The organism is Actinomycetospora endophytica (assembly GCF_021026375.1).
GTDB lineage: Bacteria > Actinomycetota > Actinomycetes > Mycobacteriales > Pseudonocardiaceae > Actinomycetospora > Actinomycetospora endophytica.
The window spans coordinates 386844-404177 of record NZ_JAJNDB010000005.1 but is presented as its reverse complement, the minus strand read 5'-3'; the positions used below and the strand labels follow the sequence as shown (position 1 = coordinate 404177).

Genomic DNA, 17334 nt, shown 5'->3' with positions numbered 1-17334 from the left:
GTAATTGAGGCTCTGGCGTCAATTTCTGCTCACAAGCTCACGGAGCGCCCAGCAGATTCGTCCGGACGTCGACGAGGTGTCCGCGCATGTGCTCGCGGGCCGCGTCCGGATCGCGTTCGACGAGCGCCGCGACGATCTCGCCGTGGCAGCGCTCGTACTCGCGACGCCGCTCGGCGGTCGCGGTGCGGCGCTTGAGGCTGCCCCAGACCGGGAGGTCGCGCGCGGCGTTCATGGTGTCGAAGAGCCGGAGCAGCAGCCCGTTGTGCGCCGCGGCCGCGATCGCGCGGTGCAGTGCGGAGTCCCAGGCCTCGAACTCGTCGTAGGTGGTCGTCGCGTCGCCGCGGCGCAGGCAGTGCCGGATGTGGTCGATGTCGGCCTGGGTGGCGTGGCGGGCGGCGAGCGCGGCGACCTCGGGCTCGAGCAGCAGCCGGGTCGCCATGATCTCGGCGGGGCTGGTCTGCACGGCTCCGCGCGCGACGGCGGGCAGCCCCGGATCGGCCTCGAGCTCGGCGAGGAACGTCCCCCGCCCGACGTGCCGGGTGATCCGGCCCTCGCGCTCCAGCTCGGCCAGCGCCGAGCGCACCGCGGTCCGGGAGGCCTGCAGCGTCTCGCACAGCGCCCGCTCCGTCGGGATCTTCGCGCCCGTCCCGAGCGTCCCGGCGGCGACCGCCTCGTCGAGCAGTGCCTTCAGGCGGGCGACGACGGGGCCTGCCGTCTCACGGCTGACTGGTGCGGCCATGCGACCAATATTAGACCAATGACGCGGTTGTCGTGCTATTGGCACGCGAATCGCGGCGTCGTACGGTCGGGACAACGCCGCGATGTGAAGCACCACACGCCGTCAATGGTCCTGATTGGTCTCGATCGGTGCGCTCCGCGCCTGTGAGTAGCGCACCCAGGGAGGTCCCGTGAAGCTGGTGACGTTCGCGGTCGGGGATCGCGAGGCCGTCGGGCTGATCGACCCGACCGACGAGGTGACCGTGTTCGACCTCGGCCCGGTGCTGGGGGAGCGGTCGCTGCTCGAGGTCATCGAGGACTGGGACCGTCTGGCGCCGCGGATCGCCGCCGTGCACGACCTGCCGCGCATCGCACGCCCCACCCTGCGCGCCCCGATGCCCATGCCCCGGCGCGACCTGTTCGCCGTCGGGAAGAACTACCGCGAGCACGTCGCCGAGTTCGGCCGCTCCGGCTACGACACCCCGCAGCGCTCCGAGGACCTGCCGGCCAAGCCGATCGTCTTCTCCAAGGCGACGACGAGCGTCACCGGCCCGTACGACGACGTCGAGGCCCACCCGTCGGTCACGGCCGAGCTCGACTACGAGGCCGAGCTCGCCGTCATCATCGGCCGGGGTGGTCGGGGCATCTCCTACGACCAGGCCCCGGAACACGTCTGGGGCTACACGATCGTCAATGACGTCACCGCTCGCGACGTGCAGCGCGACCACAAGCAGTGGCTGCTGGGCAAGTCGCTCGACACCCACGCGCCGATGGGCCCGTGGGCGGTGACCGCCGACGAGGTCGGTGACGTGACCGCGCTCGAGGTGTCCAGCACCGTCAACGGGGAGCCGCGCCAGAAGGCCCCCGTCGCGGACCTGATCTTCGACATTCCCGAGCTGATCCGCGTGATCTCCGCCGGGATGACGCTGCTTCCGGGGGACGTCATCGCCACCGGGACCCCGGCCGGCGTCGGGATCGGGTTCGAGCCACCGCGCTTCCTGCAGCCCGGCGACGTCGTCGAGTGCGCGATCACCGGCCTCGGCGCCATCCGCAACACCGTCCGCTGAACCCCGCACAACCCCGTAGGAGGACGAGCACGTGAAGGTCAACGGCAAGGAACTGGCGGTCGAGATCACCGGCGACGGCCCGGTGGTCCTGCTGGTCCACGGCCTCGGCGGCACGTCGAACTTCTATCAACCGCAGGTAGCGGCCCTGGCCGAGCGGTTCACCGTCGTCCGCCCGGACATGGAGGGCTCCGGCCGCTCCCCGGTGACCGGGACGCTGTCCATCCAGGGCTTCGCCGACGACCTCGCGGCCCTGCTCGAGCAGGTCGGCACCGGCCCGGCCCGCGTCGTCGGGCACTCGATGGCCACGATCACGGTCCGGCTCCTCGCCGCGACCCGACCCGACCTGGTCTCCCACCTCGCGCTGCTCGGCGCCGTCCCCGCGCCGCTGCCCGAGGCGGGGCAGCAGGGGCAGCACGACCGGGCGGCCAAGGCGCGCGCGGGGGAGATGCCGGCGATCGCCGACGCCGTCATGGGCAACGCGACCGCCGAGGCGACCCGCCGCGACCGTCCGGGCACGGCTGCCGCCGTGCGCGAGCTCGTGCTGCGCCAGGACCCGGAGGGCTACGCCCGCTCCTGCGAGGCGCTCGCCGGCGCCCCCGACCCCGGCCCGGTCGACCGGAGCCTCCCGCTGCTGCTCGTCACCGGGTCCGACGACGGCGTCGGTCGCCCGGAGATCAGCCGGTCCCTCGCCGACGCGCACGGCGCCGCGACCCTCGACGTCCTCGACGACTGCGGCCACTGGACGGCGCTCGAGCGCCCGGTCGAGGTGACCGAGCACCTCATCAAGTTCTTCTGACCCGACCCACAACCGAATCCCCTCGATGGCGAGGAGTCCCTCATGAGCAAGGTCCTGTTCCGCGACGTCTCGATCCTCGACTCCACCGGTGCTGATCCGTACCCCGGCGACGTGCTCGTCGAGGACGACCGCATCGCCGGCGTCGGCACCGTCGAACCGAACAGGGCCGACGGGGCCCGTGTCGTCGAGGGGCGCGGCCGGACGCTGATGTCCGGGCTGTGCGACGCGCACACGCACTTCACCTGGAACAACTCCGCGGATCTCGACGGGCTGGGCCACATGCCCGTCGAGGAGCACCTGCTCTTCGCGGTGGAGTCGGCCAAGAAGTACCTCGACTCCGGTTACACGATGTGTCTGGGGGCGGCGTCGGCGAAGGAGCGCCTCGACGTCGTGTGCCGTGACGCGATCAACGCCGGGCGCATCCCGGGCCCGCACTACCTCGCGAACGGGCCCGAGATCGCGACGACGGGCGGCGCGATCATCAAGTCGATCACCAAGTTCGCCGACGGTCCCGAGGGCATGCGGGTGGCCGTCCGCGAGCTCATCGACATCGGCGTCGACCAGATCAAGCTGTCGATGACCGGTGAGGAGATCACCGGCACGATGCGCGCCGAGGACACCTACTTCTCCGACGAGGAGGTGGCCGCCGCCGTCGCCGAGGCCCATCGGCGCGGGAAGCGCGTCTGTGCCCACGCCCGCTCCGGCCTGAGCGTCAAGATGTGCGTGCGCAACGGCGTCGACATCATCTACCACGCCTCCTTCACCGACGAAGAAGGCATGGACATGCTCGAGGCCAACAAGGACTGGGTCTGGGTCGGGCCGGGCATCAACTGGCTCATCGCCACCCTGTACGAGGCGGAGGCCTTCGGGTTCCCGCAGGAGGCCGCCGAGGCGGTCGGCTACAAGCGCGAGCTCGAGATCGCCGTCGAGGGCCTGCGGGAGATGCACCGTCGTGGCATCCGGATCGTTCCCGGCGGCGACTACGGCTTCGCCTGGACCCCGCACGGCACCTACGCGCGGGACCTGCAGCACTTCGTCGAGTACCTCGGGTTCACGCCGATGGAGGCGATCCTGTCGGCGACCAAGCTCGGCGGCGAGATCATGATGCGGCCCGACGAGCTCGGCCAGGTCCAGCCCGGCTACCTCGCCGACCTCATCCTCGTCGACGGCGACCCGCTGGCCGACATCACGATCCTCCAGGACCACGACCGGATCCAGGCGATCATGAAGGAGGGGCGGTTCCACAAGGAATAGGTGCGCTGACGCGCCTGTGAGCAGTAATTGACGCCAGAGCATCAATTACTGCTCACGAGCGCGAAGCGCACCTACGCGGCGGCCTTCGGTACACCCATACCGGGGTTGATCTTCGCCGGCCCGTTCTTCCCGGGCTTGACGTCGAAGTCGAAGATGCCGGTCGGGATGTAGACCGTCGAGCACGAGTTCGGGATGTCGACGACCCCGGACAGGCGGCCCTCGATCGGCGCGGCGCCCAGGATCATGTAGGCCTGGATGTCGGTGTAGCCGAACGTCATCAGGTAGTCGATGGCGTGCAGGCAGGCCCGCTGGTACGAGAGGTGGGAGTCGAGGTAGCGCTGCTCCCCGGTGAGCGTCACCGACGTGCCGGAGAACGCGATCCACTCGCTGTACTGCGGGTCGGTGTTCCCGGGGATGAAGATGGCGTTCTCGGTGACCCCGTAGGTGGCCATCCCGCCCTTGATGACGTCGACGTGCAGGTCGATGAACCCGCCCATCTCGATCGCGCCGCAGAACGTGATCTCGCCGTCGCCCTGCGAGAAGTGCAGGTCGCCCATCGAGAGGTTCCCGCCCTCGACGAAGACCGGGTAGAAGACCCGGCTGCCCTTCGTGAAGTTCTTGATGTCCTGGTTGCCGCCGTTCTCCCGGGGCGGCGCGGTGCGGGCGGCCTCGTTGCGGGCGCGTTCGAAGTCGGAGCCCGACAGCGACCCGAGGATCGCCGAGTCCGGGTTGGGCGGCAGCGCCAGCGCCGGGACCCGCGTCGGGTTGGTGTCGATGAGCGCCTGCTCGCGGGCGTTCCACTTGCGCAGCAGGTCGTGCGAGGGCGCGGTCCCCATCAGTCCGGGGTGGACGATCCCGGTGAACGACACGTTCGGGACGTGCCGCGACGTGGCCTGTCCGCCCCGGAAGTCCCAGATCACCTTGTACGCGTCCGGGAACTGCTCGGTGAGGAAGCCGCCGCCGTTGCGGGTGGCGAACACGCCGGTGTAGCCCCAGCCCTGGCCGGCCAGCGGGCCGGTGTCCTCCTGCGGGATCGGCCCGACGTCGAGGATGTCGACGATGAGCAGGTCGCCCGGCTGGACGCCCTCGACCGCGATCGGGCCGGAGAGCACGTGGACCCCGGCGAGCGGCGCGTTGAGGACGTCGTCGGCGGAGTCGTCGTTGACGATCGCGCCGTCGAACCACTCCCGGCAGTCCACCCGGAACGTGTCACCCGGCTTGACCTGCACCTGGGCCGGGATGTCGGGGTGCCAACGGTTGTGGCCGATGAGGGCCTGATCGGTGAACTTCCTCTTGCTGTCGAGCGGGAACACCGGCTTCGGCATCGGATCTCTCCCTGATCGGATCGTGCGGTGAGTGAGGGTGGGGCGACGGCGCCGTTCAGACGACGGCGGGCTGGTCGACCGTGGGGGCCGGGGCGGCCGGCGTCCGCGATCGGCGTGCCCACGGGATCAGGGCGAGGAAGACGACCACGCCGAAGATCGCCAGGGCGATCGCGAGGGGGTTGACGACCTGCTTGTAGACGCCGGTCAGCAGCAGGAAGGCCGGGATGAACGCGGTGACCCAGCCCTGGATGGCGCACACGGCGCCGGTGTAGCGCTCGATCCCGGCGCGCTTCTGGCCGAGCAGGATGTAGAAGAGCGTCCACAGGAAGGCCCAGTAGAGCCAGATGACGCCGAGGCCGTTGTCCTGGAAGTGCACGAAGTTGATCCCCGAGAAGATCACCGCGCAGATCGCGACGAACAGGCAGAAGAAGCCGAGTCCGGTGCTGTCCAGGTCGAACGTGAGGTTGAGCCCGACGTAGAGGTAGGTGAAGGCGAACAGGTAGAGCCCGGACGCCGCCAGGATCGTGTCGGCGTCGCCGTTCGCGGTGAAGATCAGGTAGGTGGGGGTGATGATCTGGAGGGCGCCGACGAAGAAGTTGATCGGCGCGGCCGAGCGTCCGTCCACCCAGCCCAGCAGCATGGCGCCGTTGACGAACAGCACGGCGCCGACGAAGAGCAGCCCGACGCTAGCCATGGCGCGGCACCCGTCGGGAGGTGCGGTGTCGTGGAACGGGGGTGGCCGTCATCGGGGGACGCAGCATCATCGGTGTTCCCTTCGGTTTCGAGAGGTGCGCGTCGCGCTCGTGAGCAGTAATTGCTGCTATAGCGTCAATTACTGCTCACGAGCGCGGAGCGCACCTATGGACGTGGCAGCGCCGCGGTCCGGGGATCGAGACGAGGCGTTCGACGGGGCTGGGAGTTCCGGGGCGGCGGCGCGGACACCACGGTGGGCTCGGTCCGGGAGGCCTCCGCCCGGTCGATGGCCGCCATCCGCTCGCCCCGCCCGCTCTGGTCGCCGCCGGAGCGGCCGAGCATCGGCGCGGTGAAGCTCCGTCGGGCCTCGACGCCGCAGGTCGGGCACGGGATCACCGCCGGAGCGGTCCCGATGGGGCGCACGATCTCGACGGGGCCGTCCTCGTCGCACCGGTACACGTACACGGACATCGGGAGTGCCCCCTTCGTCGTGCTCCACGGACCGCCGCCCCGGGCGGGCCCTGACGCGCGTGACCGGCGCCGGATGGACCGACAGGAAATAATTTCCTAGGAAATTAGCGACGCGTGGGACGGCTGTCAACGGCCGTCACCGCCTGAGGCGTCCGGTCAGAGCTGCTGGACGATGTCCCAGGTCAGTCCGTCGGCGACGGCGAGGAAGACCCGCTGGCGCAGGTGCCGGTCGCGGAGCTCGACGGTGCCGCGGGGGCTCTCGTAGGCGAGCCCGTCGGCGACCGACATCATCGCGGGCACCCGGGGCGACCCGGCCCGCCGCGTCAGCTCGCTGAGCAGCCGCACACCCTCGTAGCAGGACTCACCCAGGCTGTTGAGGACCGGCGCGTCGTCGCCGAACTGGCGGAAGTAGGTCGCCGCGAACTCGAGCCCGGAGCTGGTCGCGAGGTCCTCGAAGTAGCCGGCGGACGTCATCAGGCCGCGGGTGTTCTCCGCGCCCGACGCGAGCAGCACGTTCTCCTCGATCAGCGAGCTGAAGCGCAGCACGTCGCGGTCGAGGCCGCTCGCGGCGAACGCGCGGTTGAACTCGACCGCGTCGTTCCCGATGAGCAGCATCAGCACGGCCTCGCACCCGCTGGCCTCGACCCGGCCGAGGACGCCGCGGAAGTCGCACGTCCCGAGCGGCACGTACATCTCGTCGCAGACGGTGCCGCCGATCCGTCGCAGGTACCGCGACGCCGTCGCGGCCGACCGCCGCGGCCACACGTAGTCGTCCCCGACGATCGTCCAGCGCCGGACCCCGGCCGTGCCGGCGAACCAGTCGAGGGTCGGGCCGAGCTGGAGGTCCGGGGTCTCGCCGGTGAGGAACAGGCCGGGCCGGTCCTCGCCGCCCTCGTACAGTGCGGTGTAGGCGTACGGCACGCGGCCCCGGATGCGGGGCGCGACCGCCTCCCGGACCGCCGAGATGTGCCACCCGGTCACCGCCTCGACGGCTCCGGCACTGACGAGCGCGTCGACCTCCAGGGCCACCGTCTCGGGGCTCGCGCCGCCGTCGACGGGCACCAGGTTCAGCTCGCGGCCGAGCACCCCACCCTCGGCGTTGATCTCCCGGACGGCGAGCGCGGCGCAGGCCTCGCAGGAGGGTCCGAAGATGCCGGCCGGTCCCTGCAACGGGATCACGAGCGCGATGTTGAGGACGTCGTCGCCGTGCGGTGGCCGCACGATTCCCGGCACCTCGACCCGGGACTCCGCCATTGCACGACGCTAGCGAGAAGCGCGCCCTCCGGTGCTCGTCCGATCGTACGAGCCGACCAGCCCCCTCGGACCCCGCTCCGCCGAATGCGAGTCACGATCCCGGTGTCGCCGTGCCGGAATCGGTGCCCCCGTTACCATCGTCGGGTGGCAGCCGGTACGGAACCGTCGACGCGGGAGAGCGATGAGTCGCTCCGCCTGCTGTCACTCGTCGAGCGGACCCTCACCCAACGGCTCGAGGATGCGCTGCGCGCCCACGGCTCGAGCCTCGACCAATGGCGGATTCTGGGTCTGCTCGTGGAACGCGGCGGATGTCCGATGAACGTCGTCGCGGACCATGTCCTGCTCCTCGCGCCCAAGCTCAGCAAGCTCGTCGACCGCATGGTCTCCGCGAACCTCCTGCAGCGCCGCACCGATCCGGCGGACCGTCGCCGTGTGCTCATCATGGCGTCGGCGCGCGGGCGGGAGGCGCACGCGGAATGGCAGGAGGCGACCGCGGACGTCCGCCGGGAGTACCGGGAATCGCTCGGTGAGGACGCCGAACAGTTCGAGGCGCTGCTGCACCGCCTGGTGCATTCCGCGGCCGTGAGCACGGATCCGTCCGACGGCACGGAATAGGGCTCAGGAGCGCGCGGCACCGAGATTCTGCGTCCCCAGCACGACGGCGAGGGCGAGCCGCTCCGCGTCCTCGGTACCGGGTTCGGCGGTGTAGACCATCATCCGGACGTCGTCGGTGGCGACGATCAGGGTGTCGCAGTCGAGCGTGATCCGGCCGACCTCGGGATGGTCGATCACCTTGTGCTTCGACGTGTCCTGACCCGGGTCGGCGTTGCCGGAGTCCCACAGCTCGACGAAGCGCGGGCTCAGCGACCGCAGTTCGCCGACGAGCCGCCGCAGTGACCGGTCGGCGGGGTAGCGCGCCGCGGTGAGCCGCAGGTCGGCGACCAGTCCGGCCTCGAACTCGGCCTGCTCCGCCGGGGTGTGCACGGCGCGTGTGCCGGGGCCGACGAGATGGCGCCAGACGGCGTTGCGCTCGATCCCGCGCCACGTCGAGGTCTCGCCCATGAGCGCGTCGTACGAGGGGTTGGCGAGCAGGAGCGTCCAGGTGGCGTCGTAGACGACGACGGGGGTGGTGCCCAGCCGGTCGAGCAGGCGCTGCACGCTCGGGGTGATCCGGGTCGGCACGACGTCGCGCCCGGGTGCCGCGTGCCCGGCGTGGCGGTAGAGCAGGTCGCGCTCGGGGTCGGACAGGCGCAGCGCGCGGGCGAGGGACTCCACGACCTGCGCCGACGGCGTCGTCGCCCGCCCCTGCTCGAGCCGGGTCAGGTAGTCGGCCGAGATCCCGGCCAGGCCCGCGAGCTCCTCACGACGGAGGCCCGCGGCCCGCCGACGTCCGCCCACGCGGACGCCGACCGTCTCCGGCGCCACCCGGTCGCGCCAGCGGCGTACCGCCGCGCCGAACTCCGAGGTCTCCACGCGCCCCAGTCTGCGCGCCGTGGCCGGCCCGATCCTGGCCCTGCTGGTCCTACGACAAGCCGACGGCTGCCTCGTCGTCGTGAACGCGCGGATGGTCGGAGCCATGACAACCACGCTCATCACCGGCGCGACCCGGGGCCTCGGCCGCGAGACCGCCCGCCAGCTCGTCGCCGCCGGCCACACCGTCTACGTCGGCGCCCGCGACGAGGCCGCCGGCCGCGCGGTCGCCGAGGAGCTCGGCGCGCGCTCGGTCCGGATCGACGTCACCGACGACGAGTCCGTCGCCGCCGCCTTCGCGCAGCTCGAGTCGGAGGGCGGGGTCGACGTCGTCGTGAACAACGCCGGCATCGCGATGCTCGCCCTCAACGGTCCGGACGCGCTCGCCGTCTTCGACACCAACGCCGTCGGGATCGTCCGCGTCACCGAGGCGGCGCTGCCGCTGCTGCGCAAGTCCGCGAACCCCGTCATCGTGAACATCTCCAGTGCGCTCGGGTCGTTCGGCGCCAACCACGATCCGGAACGCCCGGCGTCGCAGGTCCAGGCGATCGTCTACGGCGCGAGCAAGGCGGCCGTGTCGATGCTGACGGTGCAGTACGCGCGGGCGGTGCCCGAGGTGAAGTTCAACGCGGTCGAGCCGGGCTACACCGCCACCGAGCTCGGCGGGGTCGCCAACCCGCACGGCCGGCCGGTCGAGGTGAGCGCGGCGACCGTCGTCCGGATGGCCGTGATCGGCGCCGACGGACCGACCGGCACCTTCCAGGAGGACGACCGGGAGCTGGCCTGGTAGGTGCGCTCCGCTACGAGGCCGGGGGACCGGAAGTCTTACCGGGCAACCGAGTCACCGTGACTCGGTTGCCCGGTAAGGCTGTCCGTGGAGCTCGGTGTGTGCGGTCCGCACCTGGTGCACGATGGCCTGGTGAGTACGCCTGTCGCGGACCGGATCCGGGCGCGCAAGGAGTCCACGGGCTCGCGGCTGGACGCGACGACAATCCTCGCCGACCGCGATGCGGACCGCCGATGACGGCGGGCGTCGACCTGATCACCGCACCTTCGTCACCGTGAGCCGCACCGACCCGGCGTTGTCGTCGTAGGAGCTCCAGGCGTCGTTCGCGTAGGCGTAGAGATAGCCGGGCACGTCGACCTCCGCGACCTGCCCGCGGCCGACGTCGACGACCTGATGGGTCGCGACGCCGGGTGCGGGCGCCGGCCCGTCGTCGTTCGCGACGACGCCGACCAGGCGCATGCGGGGGAGGGTGGGCCGGCGGCGCTCGCCGAAGAAGGTCCACTCCGGGTGCCCCTGCCCGGTCCAGACCCGTGCGGTGGTGCGGAAAGCCAGGGCGAACGCGCCGCCCACCAGCGTGAGCGGATTCAGTCCGGGCCCGACGGTGCCCTGCGGGCCGAGCCAGTCGCCCCCGTCCCGCCACTCGCCGTCGCCGGTGAACTCGTAGCGCCCGGGCATCAGATACAGGCCGGCGTCGGTCCACGGGTCACGGGCCGGGACGTCGACCGTGGCGGTGTCGCCCACCGACTCGAGGACCCGCGTCGGCCGGTACCGGCCGCCGGTGATCGGGCGGCCCTGCTGCCGGGCGTAGACCGTGCCGTGCACGTCCGCCCGCTGCCGGCCGGCGTCGATCACCGGGATCGCGCGGGGCCGGGAGTCCCAGAGCAGCTGGCCCCAGCGGTCGAGCGACGGGTCGAGCAGGAGCGAGACGCCCGGCCCGAACTGGTTGTCATTGTCCTCGTGCACGACGGCGAGGGGGTCCGGCACGATCTGCGACCCCGCCGGTACGACCCCGATGCTGGTGAGCTTCCCGACCTCGTCGAGCATCCACTCGAGGGTGATGTCGGCGAGACCGCGGTCGACGTGGCCGCCGCCGACGTCGAGGTGACTGCCGGCGAACCACACCTGCTCCACGTCCTGGCCGGGAGCGAGCTCGGTCTCGTCCCAGAGGGTCGGGGTGAAGGGACCGCGCATCTCGTCGATGGCCACGGCATGGCGGGCCGCCGGGATCCGCCGGTCGAGCTCCACGTCGTGGAACGTGTACCGGTCGCGGCGCTCAGGGCGTAGCCACTCCAGGTTGGCCGGGATGCCGAGCGCGCCCACCGTGTCCCACACCCCGATGAACCGCACGGGGATGTCGTCGCTGTCCGGGTCGTAGCGCAGTTCGATGTCGTCGCGCCAGTCGGGACGTTGCTCGCGGTAGCCGTGTTCGTAGGCACGGGTGATCCGGTCGTCGAGCATGGCCGCGTCGAGCCCCGCCGGGTCGACGATCCCGCAGGTGGCGATCATCCCGCTCAGGCTGCGGACGGTGTACGCGCCGCGGCTGAAGCCGAACAGCGCGATCTCGTCGCCCGGGCTGTAGTGGGTCACCAGCCAGCGGTAGGCCTCGAGGATCTTCTCGTCGAGATCCGTCCCGAACGCTCCGGCCTCGAGCCGGCTGGCCGCCGACCCGGTGGTGCCGACCCCCGAACCGTAGAAGCTCTGCTGCGGGTCGTTCCCGGCGTCGACATCGTCGAGCAGGTTGTACAGCCGGCGCACGTTGGTCACGGACGCCATGTCCGGCGTGCTCCAGGTCCCGTCGCAGCAGACGACCAACCAGCTCATGTCTTCCCCCGAGGATCAGCGAACTCGACGACGCCCTGTCACCGTCGCCCGCCGTCCCATCCTCGACCACCGCCATGTCCGTGACGCGGCTGCGTCCATCGGGTGGGCGCGCCTTGCGGCCCCCGACCGCTCAGGCCCCGACCGGTCAGGCCCCGACCGGCCGCCCCGGCTGGACCGGAGCCCCGCAACGGCCGCAGTGGGTCCACCCCGGCTGCAGCCCCGACCGGCACGTCCGGCAGGACGGCGGCACCGTGAACCGCGTGGTGACGGCGTCCTGCTCCTGCGGCGCGACGAACCCGACCGGCGGGGACATCGGAGCGGGCGCGTAGTAGGCACCGGGCATCGGAACCGCCACGGCATCGAAGAACCGGCGGGCGTTCTCGGAACCCCAGAGCAGGAAGATCAGGGTGCCGGGGATCGCGAGGAGCACGAGCGCGGGGAGCACGACGACCGCCTCGCGCTCGCTCGCGGCCAGCACCACCATCAGCAGACCCCAGGCGATGTCGAGCCCGCACAGCACGGTCGCGGTGATCCGCGCGCCCTTGCTCGCCCGCCCGAGCGCCGAGGCGATCCAGAACCAGAGGGCGACGAAGGCCGCCGAGACCAGCCCCGAGAAGATCAGGACGCCGGAGAACATCCCGATCAGGCCACCGAACGCGGTCCCCAGCCCGGAGCTCTCGGTGCCGGCGTAGTTCGCCGCCACGGTCGCCCCGGACACCAGACCGAGGATGCCGAACACCAGTGTTGCGGCGGCGCCGAGTGCGCCCAGCACCGCGAGCACCCTGATGATCACCTGGGCCGCGGTGACGGAACCCGGTCGTACTCCCACGGCCTGTGTCATGACGTCTCCCGCGCGCACCCGTGCGGCCGCTCCGTGCGGCCGATGTCTGACGATCGCGCGACCTCACACCGGCGTTACGGGAGCGGCTCAGTACACGTCGCGCAGGTAGCGCTTGTCCCGCCGCAGCGTGCGGACGTAGGCCGTCGCGCCGTCGTCGTCGAGTCCGCCGTGCTCGGCGACGATGTCGTGCAGCGCCGCGTCGACGTCCGGCGCCATCCGTGACTCGTCGCCGCACAGGTAGAACGACGCGCCGTCCTCGAGCCACGCCCACAGCGCCGCCCCGTGCTCGCGCATCCGGTCCTGGACGTAGACCTTCTCCGCCTGGTCCCGGGAGAACGCGAGGTCCAGACGGTTCAGCAGCCCGTCCGCGTGCATCGCCTCGAGCTCGTCGCCGTAGAGGAAGTCGTGCTCGCGCTGCCGGTCCCCGAAGAACAGCCAGTTCGCGCCGCGTGCCCCCTGCTCGCGGCGCTGCTGGAGGAACGCGCGGAACGGCGCGACCCCGGTCCCGGGACCGACCATGATCATCGGCACGTCGTCCGCCGGCAGCCGGAAGGTCTCGTTGGGTTCGAGGAACACGTCGGCGGTGTCGCCGGTGGCCAGGCGGTCGGCGAGGTGGGTCGAGCACACGCCGCCGGTGTCCCGCTCCCCGGCGCGGTAGCGGACGCTCGCGACCGTCAGGTGGACCTGCCCGGGACACACCAGCGGGCTCGACGCGATCGAGTACGTCCGGTGCTTGAGCGGCCGCAACAGGCCGAGGAGCTCCCCGACCTCGAAGTCGACGGCGGCCGCCCGCAACAGGTCGAGGGTGTCCCGGTCGCGCAGGTAGGCGGCGCGGGCGCCCGTGTCCTCGTGCGTGAGGGCGGCGCGCAGCTCGTCGTGCCGCGTGCGCCGGGCGAGCTCGCCGAGCAGGTCGCGGGACGGGGTGACGATCTCGTGGGCGTGGGTCAGCGCGACGTGCAGCTCGTCGTCGCCCGCGACGCCGAGGTGGTCCATCAGGCCCGCGACGAGCGCGGGGTCGTTCCGCGGCACGACGCCGATCCCGTCCCCGGGCGCGTAGTCCAGCCCGGCCTCGGCGAGCGCGAACTCGTAGTGCCGGACCTCCTTCGACGACCGCGGCCCGGAGAGCGACTGCGCGGCGACGAGCGTCGAGCGGTACGGCCGGTGCCGACCCCAGGCCGGCTCGTCGGACGAGGTCCCGACGACGGCGTCGGGCTCGGCACCCGTCGTCGGGGGGTCGGTGGCGGTGTCGTCGGGGGCACTGCCGAACAGCGCGACGAGGCTGTCGGTCCAGCCCTGCGACGGCGCCGCGTAGTCGACGTCGCAGTCCACCCGCTCGAGCATCCGGGTCGCCCCGAGCTCCTCGAGTCGCTCGTCGAGCAGTACTCCGGCGTGGCAGAAGTCCTCGTAGTCGCTGTCCCCGAGCCCGCAGACGGCGAATTCCAGCGACTCCAGCGGGCCGGCGTCGACCCTGATCAGCGCCTTCCAGAACGGCAGGACGTCGTAGGGGAGCTGGCCGTCGTCGATGGTCGAGCAGACGATTGCGACGCGCGTCATCCCGGCGAGATCCTCGGGCATGGCGTCGGCCAGCTCGCCGAGCGTCGCGTCCACGCCGGCCGCCGTCAGGGCTTCGACGGTCTTCTCGGCGACCTTCTCGGCGTTCCCGGTCTCGGTCCCGAAGAGCACGTGCACGACGGCGCTGCTCGCCGCCGGCTCAGGGCTCGATGCTGGTGGTCCTCCCACGGGTGGCACCTCACAGACGGCTCGGGTCGGCATCTCTGCGTCGCTTAATCTAACGGTCATAGATTAGCTAAGGTATGCCTACCCTAAATCTGTGGCGCGGGACACGCCTGCCCTGTCGGCCTCGGAGCGGGCAGTAACACGAAGCGTCCGGGCGCTCCGAATCTTCATATCGAGCGCTCGATGGAGTCGAGTCGGTCGTCCAGCTAATGTGTTGGGTGCGACGGCCGTTCGAGTGAGCAGTCTCAGTACGGTGCGCGTACCGACCTTGTGTTTCGTTACCAGGACAATTGCAGAGCGCTCGGATCGAAGCACGGCCCACGCTCTTTCGGGCATTCATGTGGGCTCCTTGCGCGCTCTCTCCGTGCCCGCGACCCATCGGCATTGCGAAAGAGAAGCCCGGCAGGCGCTTCTCCGAGCGCGCCGAGAGCCGGCCGTTCGTTCGAAGGATTCCTTGTCGATCCGGAGCCGCCACGGTCGCGTCATAGGCGAGACCGGAAGGGGATTTCGTGGCCGAGCCCGTGCTCTCCAGGAGAGAGGTACTCGGGGGCTCGAGTGTCCCGGGTCCGTGACGGCCCCGTCGTCCGCAGCCGGTCGGACACGGAGATGACGTACCCCGACGGGCTCGCGACCGTCGTCCCGACCTCACCGGCCCGGAGTCTGACCCCGGGCATCCGCACCGTCGCGACGTAGGCCGTCACGCCCGTCCCGCTACCGTCGACCCGTCCCGCGCCGAAACGGTGCCCGACTCCGAGGGTCGGTGATCGCAATGATTGGGGCGATGAGCCAGTTCCGTCGCTTTTCCTCACCAGTAGGCGCTGCCGCGCGAGGTGCAACTCCTTCTGCTCTACCTGTTGACGATGAGGGCGTGGTCCTGGGCCCAGGAATCACGTTTCACTCAGTTCACATAGCTGAAATACAGGTCTCATCCGGTTGCAGCAGGTGCGCCCGTCAAGGCGAGTGTCCGGCCCCGACCGGCAGGTTCAGTCTCCTGTCGGTGGGTTCACACAGACCCGCTCTGCGCATACTGTATCGCCCGAATGATGGTCATGAGCGTGAGCAACAGGGGGGCTGGCTACCCGCCGTGACCGAGGGGGAGAATATTGTGTCCAATTTGCTGTCGGCATCGATGCTTCATGCGGCGGTGAGGGTCGCGGGTCCGGTCCTGACCGGAGTGTGCGCCATGCTGGTGGCTATTCGACTCCTGGATCTCGCAGCCGGAGAAATCGTTCCGCGAGCTATCGATTCGGGAATTGTGGCAGGCGCTGCCGTCGGGGGTGTGTGCGCCGGAGCGCTCGCAGCGCGGTGGGCCTCCCCGACGGCGACCGTGCCTGCGATCGTGTACGGGTGGCTGGCCTTCCCGACCGTCGTGTCCTCGCCGCCGGGCGCTCCGCGGCGAGTTGCCGGTCTGTTCGCCATCGCGATGCTGATCGCGATCCTGTGGGCCACCTGGCGGGGGATGGGAACCGTGTGGTTCTTCGCGCGCTTCACTGTCGCAATCAGCCTCGGTGCCATCATCGTGGCGGACGGGTCGCCGCGGCCGACCGCAGACCTCGTCGTGACCATGGGGACAGTCGGGCTTCTCGTGGCGCTGCTACTCCTGTTGATCCAGGAGCGCCGGCGGCGCGACCGTGACCGACAACGGTTGCAGCAGGAACTGGACCATGCCCACGCCGAGCGCGATCACGAGATCCGCAACATCCTGGCCGGGGTCGCCGGGACGTCTCACCTGATCGGTGGGAAACGCACCGGCCTCAGTCAGGAGGAGCGCGATCGCGTGCGGAACGCGTTCGACGACGAGGTCTCCCGGTTGTGGGCTCTGTTGGATCTCCACGACCCCGAGGCGCGGAGACCCGTCGCGGTGCACGAGCGCATCGACGTCGCGGCGGTCGCGCGCGAGGTCGCGGACCTGTGGGGGGTCGGCTCCGATCTCTCCTTCTCGACGGAGGAAGCCGCCGTGTGGGGCAATTGCAGCCCGTCGGTACTCAAGCTCGCCCTGACCAACTGCCTGTCGAATTGTGCTCGGCATGCCCCCGGTGCTCGGGTCTCGATCAGGGTGAGCAGCGTCGGAACGCGTGCGCGGATCGAGGTCAGCGACGACGGCCCCGGCATGCGTCATGAGATCGACCCCACGCAGTCCTACGGGCCGAGCCGTTCCGGTGGCGGCCGCGGCATCGGGCTCCAGGCGACCGCGCGCAAGCTCGGCCGGTACGGCGGCACGGTCGCCGTACGTCCGGCCCCGGCCGGCGGGGCACGTGCCGAGATCGAGATACCGGCTGTGCCTCCCGAGACACCGCACGTCACCTTCCGGGTCTCCTGATGCATCGGGTAGTGCTCGTCGACGATCACCGCCTAATCGCGACGACGCTCACCGCCTCGCTGCGCTCCGCGGGTCTCGACGTCCACTGGTGCGCTGCTCCCGGACCCGAGCTCGATGCCCTGCTCGACGGGCCGCCCGGGCTCGCCCTCCTCGACCTCGATCTCGGGGAGGATGCTGACGGGGGTCGGCTCGACGGTGTGGACCTGGTGCGACCCATCGCCGCCGGCGGATGGACGGTCGTCATGATCACCGGGGCCACCGACGAGGAGCGGCTCGCTGACGCGCTCGCCGAGGGCGCGATCGGCTGGGTCCACAAGAACGCCGCGTTCGACGACCTCGTGGCCGTATGCACGTCCGCCGCCGAGGGTGAATCGATCCTCCCGTTGGGGGAGCGTCGGCGGCTCCTGGCACGACGGCGGTCCCGCCAAGCTGATCGCAAGGTCTATGAGGATCTCCTCGACCGGCTGACTCCCCGCGAGCGCGAGGTGCTGCACGCACTCTCGGAGGGGTCGCACGTCGCGGAGATCGCGAGCCGTTCCCACGTGTCCGTGGCCACCGTCCGCAGTCAGGTCCAGGCCATCAGGGAAAAGCTCGAGGTGGCATCCCAGCTGGAGGCGGCAGCGCTCTACCGTGCCACCCGCTGAGCGCCATGGCCATCCGCAATTTCGCGGACGCTGGAATCGTCAACCATGCCGATGAGACGACCGCCGCCGCTCGGTGAGGCTTGCCTCCGAAGTTCGGGCTCCACCGAAACGACCTCGGCGATGAGGTCGGGCCCGGG

At 70.8% G+C, this 17334-nt stretch carries 16 protein-coding genes; 7 read left to right on the top strand and 9 right to left on the bottom strand.

Annotated features, from left to right (window positions below; translation table 11 throughout):
* Positions 1-37: 37 nt before the first annotated feature.
* Positions 38-739: a FadR/GntR family transcriptional regulator gene (locus tag LQ327_RS22830; protein ID WP_230738066.1), complete on the bottom strand. Its 702-nt coding sequence runs from the start codon at positions 737-739 to the stop codon at positions 38-40.
* 169 nt (positions 740-908) lie between these two features.
* On the opposite strand from LQ327_RS22830, the gene LQ327_RS22825 reads away from it, so the two are divergent.
* Genes LQ327_RS22825 through LQ327_RS22815 form a run of 3 tightly spaced genes read left to right on the top strand, consistent with a single transcriptional unit; the run spans position 909 to position 3834 of the window.
* The gene (locus LQ327_RS22825; RefSeq protein WP_230738065.1) at positions 909-1784 is read left to right on the top strand and encodes a fumarylacetoacetate hydrolase family protein; all 876 of its coding nucleotides are present in this window, start codon (positions 909-911) and stop codon (positions 1782-1784) included.
* Positions 1785-1815: 31 nt separating this feature from the next.
* Positions 1816-2580, top strand: coding sequence for an alpha/beta fold hydrolase (locus LQ327_RS22820; RefSeq protein ID WP_230738064.1), 765 nt, complete (start codon positions 1816-1818; stop codon positions 2578-2580).
* A gap of 42 nt (positions 2581-2622) precedes the next feature.
* Positions 2623-3834 carry a metal-dependent hydrolase family protein gene (locus LQ327_RS22815; protein WP_230738063.1) on the top strand — a complete coding sequence of 404 codons (1212 nt, stop codon included), beginning with the start codon at positions 2623-2625 and terminating at the stop codon, positions 3832-3834.
* A 71-nt stretch (positions 3835-3905) separates the two neighbouring features.
* Here the strand turns inward: LQ327_RS22815 and fmdA are convergent, their stop codons facing one another.
* The 4 genes from fmdA to LQ327_RS22795 form a co-directional block, all read right to left on the bottom strand.
* A complete protein-coding gene (gene fmdA / locus LQ327_RS22810; RefSeq protein ID WP_230738062.1) occupies positions 3906-5159 on the bottom strand; it encodes a formamidase in 1254 nt (417 codons plus the stop codon).
* Between the two features lie 55 nt (positions 5160-5214).
* Entirely contained in the window at positions 5215-5853 is a 639-nt protein-coding gene (locus tag LQ327_RS22805; RefSeq protein ID WP_230738061.1) for an AmiS/UreI family transporter, read from the bottom strand.
* A 164-nt stretch (positions 5854-6017) separates the two neighbouring features.
* Entirely contained in the window at positions 6018-6323 is a 306-nt protein-coding gene (locus LQ327_RS22800; RefSeq protein ID WP_230738060.1) for an FmdB family zinc ribbon protein, read from the bottom strand.
* A 156-nt stretch (positions 6324-6479) separates the two neighbouring features.
* On the bottom strand, positions 6480-7577 hold the full coding sequence (locus LQ327_RS22795; RefSeq protein ID WP_230738059.1) for a substrate-binding domain-containing protein: 1098 nt from the start codon (positions 7575-7577) through the stop codon (positions 6480-6482).
* Positions 7578-7721: 144 nt separating this feature from the next.
* Here LQ327_RS22795 and LQ327_RS22790 point away from each other — a divergent pair, with 144 nt between their 5' ends.
* The gene (locus tag LQ327_RS22790) at positions 7722-8192 is read left to right on the top strand and encodes a MarR family winged helix-turn-helix transcriptional regulator (protein ID WP_230738058.1); all 471 of its coding nucleotides are present in this window, start codon (positions 7722-7724) and stop codon (positions 8190-8192) included.
* Positions 8193-8195: 3 nt separating this feature from the next.
* On the opposite strand, the gene LQ327_RS22785 is transcribed toward LQ327_RS22790, so the two are convergent.
* A complete protein-coding gene (locus tag LQ327_RS22785) occupies positions 8196-9050 on the bottom strand; it encodes a helix-turn-helix transcriptional regulator (protein WP_230738057.1) in 855 nt (284 codons plus the stop codon).
* Between the two features lie 19 nt (positions 9051-9069).
* Between LQ327_RS22785 and LQ327_RS22780 the strand changes: the two genes are divergently transcribed.
* Positions 9070-9837: an SDR family NAD(P)-dependent oxidoreductase gene (locus LQ327_RS22780; protein ID WP_308286360.1), complete on the top strand. Its 768-nt coding sequence runs from the start codon at positions 9070-9072 to the stop codon at positions 9835-9837.
* A 252-nt stretch (positions 9838-10089) separates the two neighbouring features.
* Here LQ327_RS22780 and LQ327_RS22775 read toward each other — a convergent pair whose 3' ends face one another.
* The 3 genes from LQ327_RS22775 to LQ327_RS22765 form a co-directional block, all read right to left on the bottom strand.
* A complete protein-coding gene (locus LQ327_RS22775; protein ID WP_230738056.1) occupies positions 10090-11655 on the bottom strand; it encodes a T6SS phospholipase effector Tle1-like catalytic domain-containing protein in 1566 nt (521 codons plus the stop codon).
* A 145-nt stretch (positions 11656-11800) separates the two neighbouring features.
* Positions 11801-12496 (bottom strand): hypothetical protein, encoded by a 696-nt coding sequence (locus tag LQ327_RS22770; protein ID WP_230738055.1) that lies wholly within the window; start codon positions 12494-12496, stop codon positions 11801-11803.
* Between the two features lie 87 nt (positions 12497-12583).
* The gene (locus LQ327_RS22765; RefSeq protein WP_230738054.1) at positions 12584-14236 is read right to left on the bottom strand and encodes a diflavin oxidoreductase; all 1653 of its coding nucleotides are present in this window, start codon (positions 14234-14236) and stop codon (positions 12584-12586) included.
* 1081 nt (positions 14237-15317) lie between these two features.
* Between LQ327_RS22765 and LQ327_RS34960 the strand changes: the two genes are divergently transcribed.
* Entirely contained in the window at positions 15318-16553 is a 1236-nt protein-coding gene (locus tag LQ327_RS34960; RefSeq protein ID WP_230738053.1) for a sensor histidine kinase, read from the top strand.
* Positions 16553-17197, top strand: a complete 645-nt coding sequence (locus LQ327_RS22755; protein ID WP_230738052.1) for a response regulator transcription factor — start codon at positions 16553-16555, stop codon at positions 17195-17197. The genes LQ327_RS34960 and LQ327_RS22755 overlap by 1 nt, the downstream gene beginning before the upstream one ends.
* Positions 17198-17334: the final 137 nt, after the last annotated feature.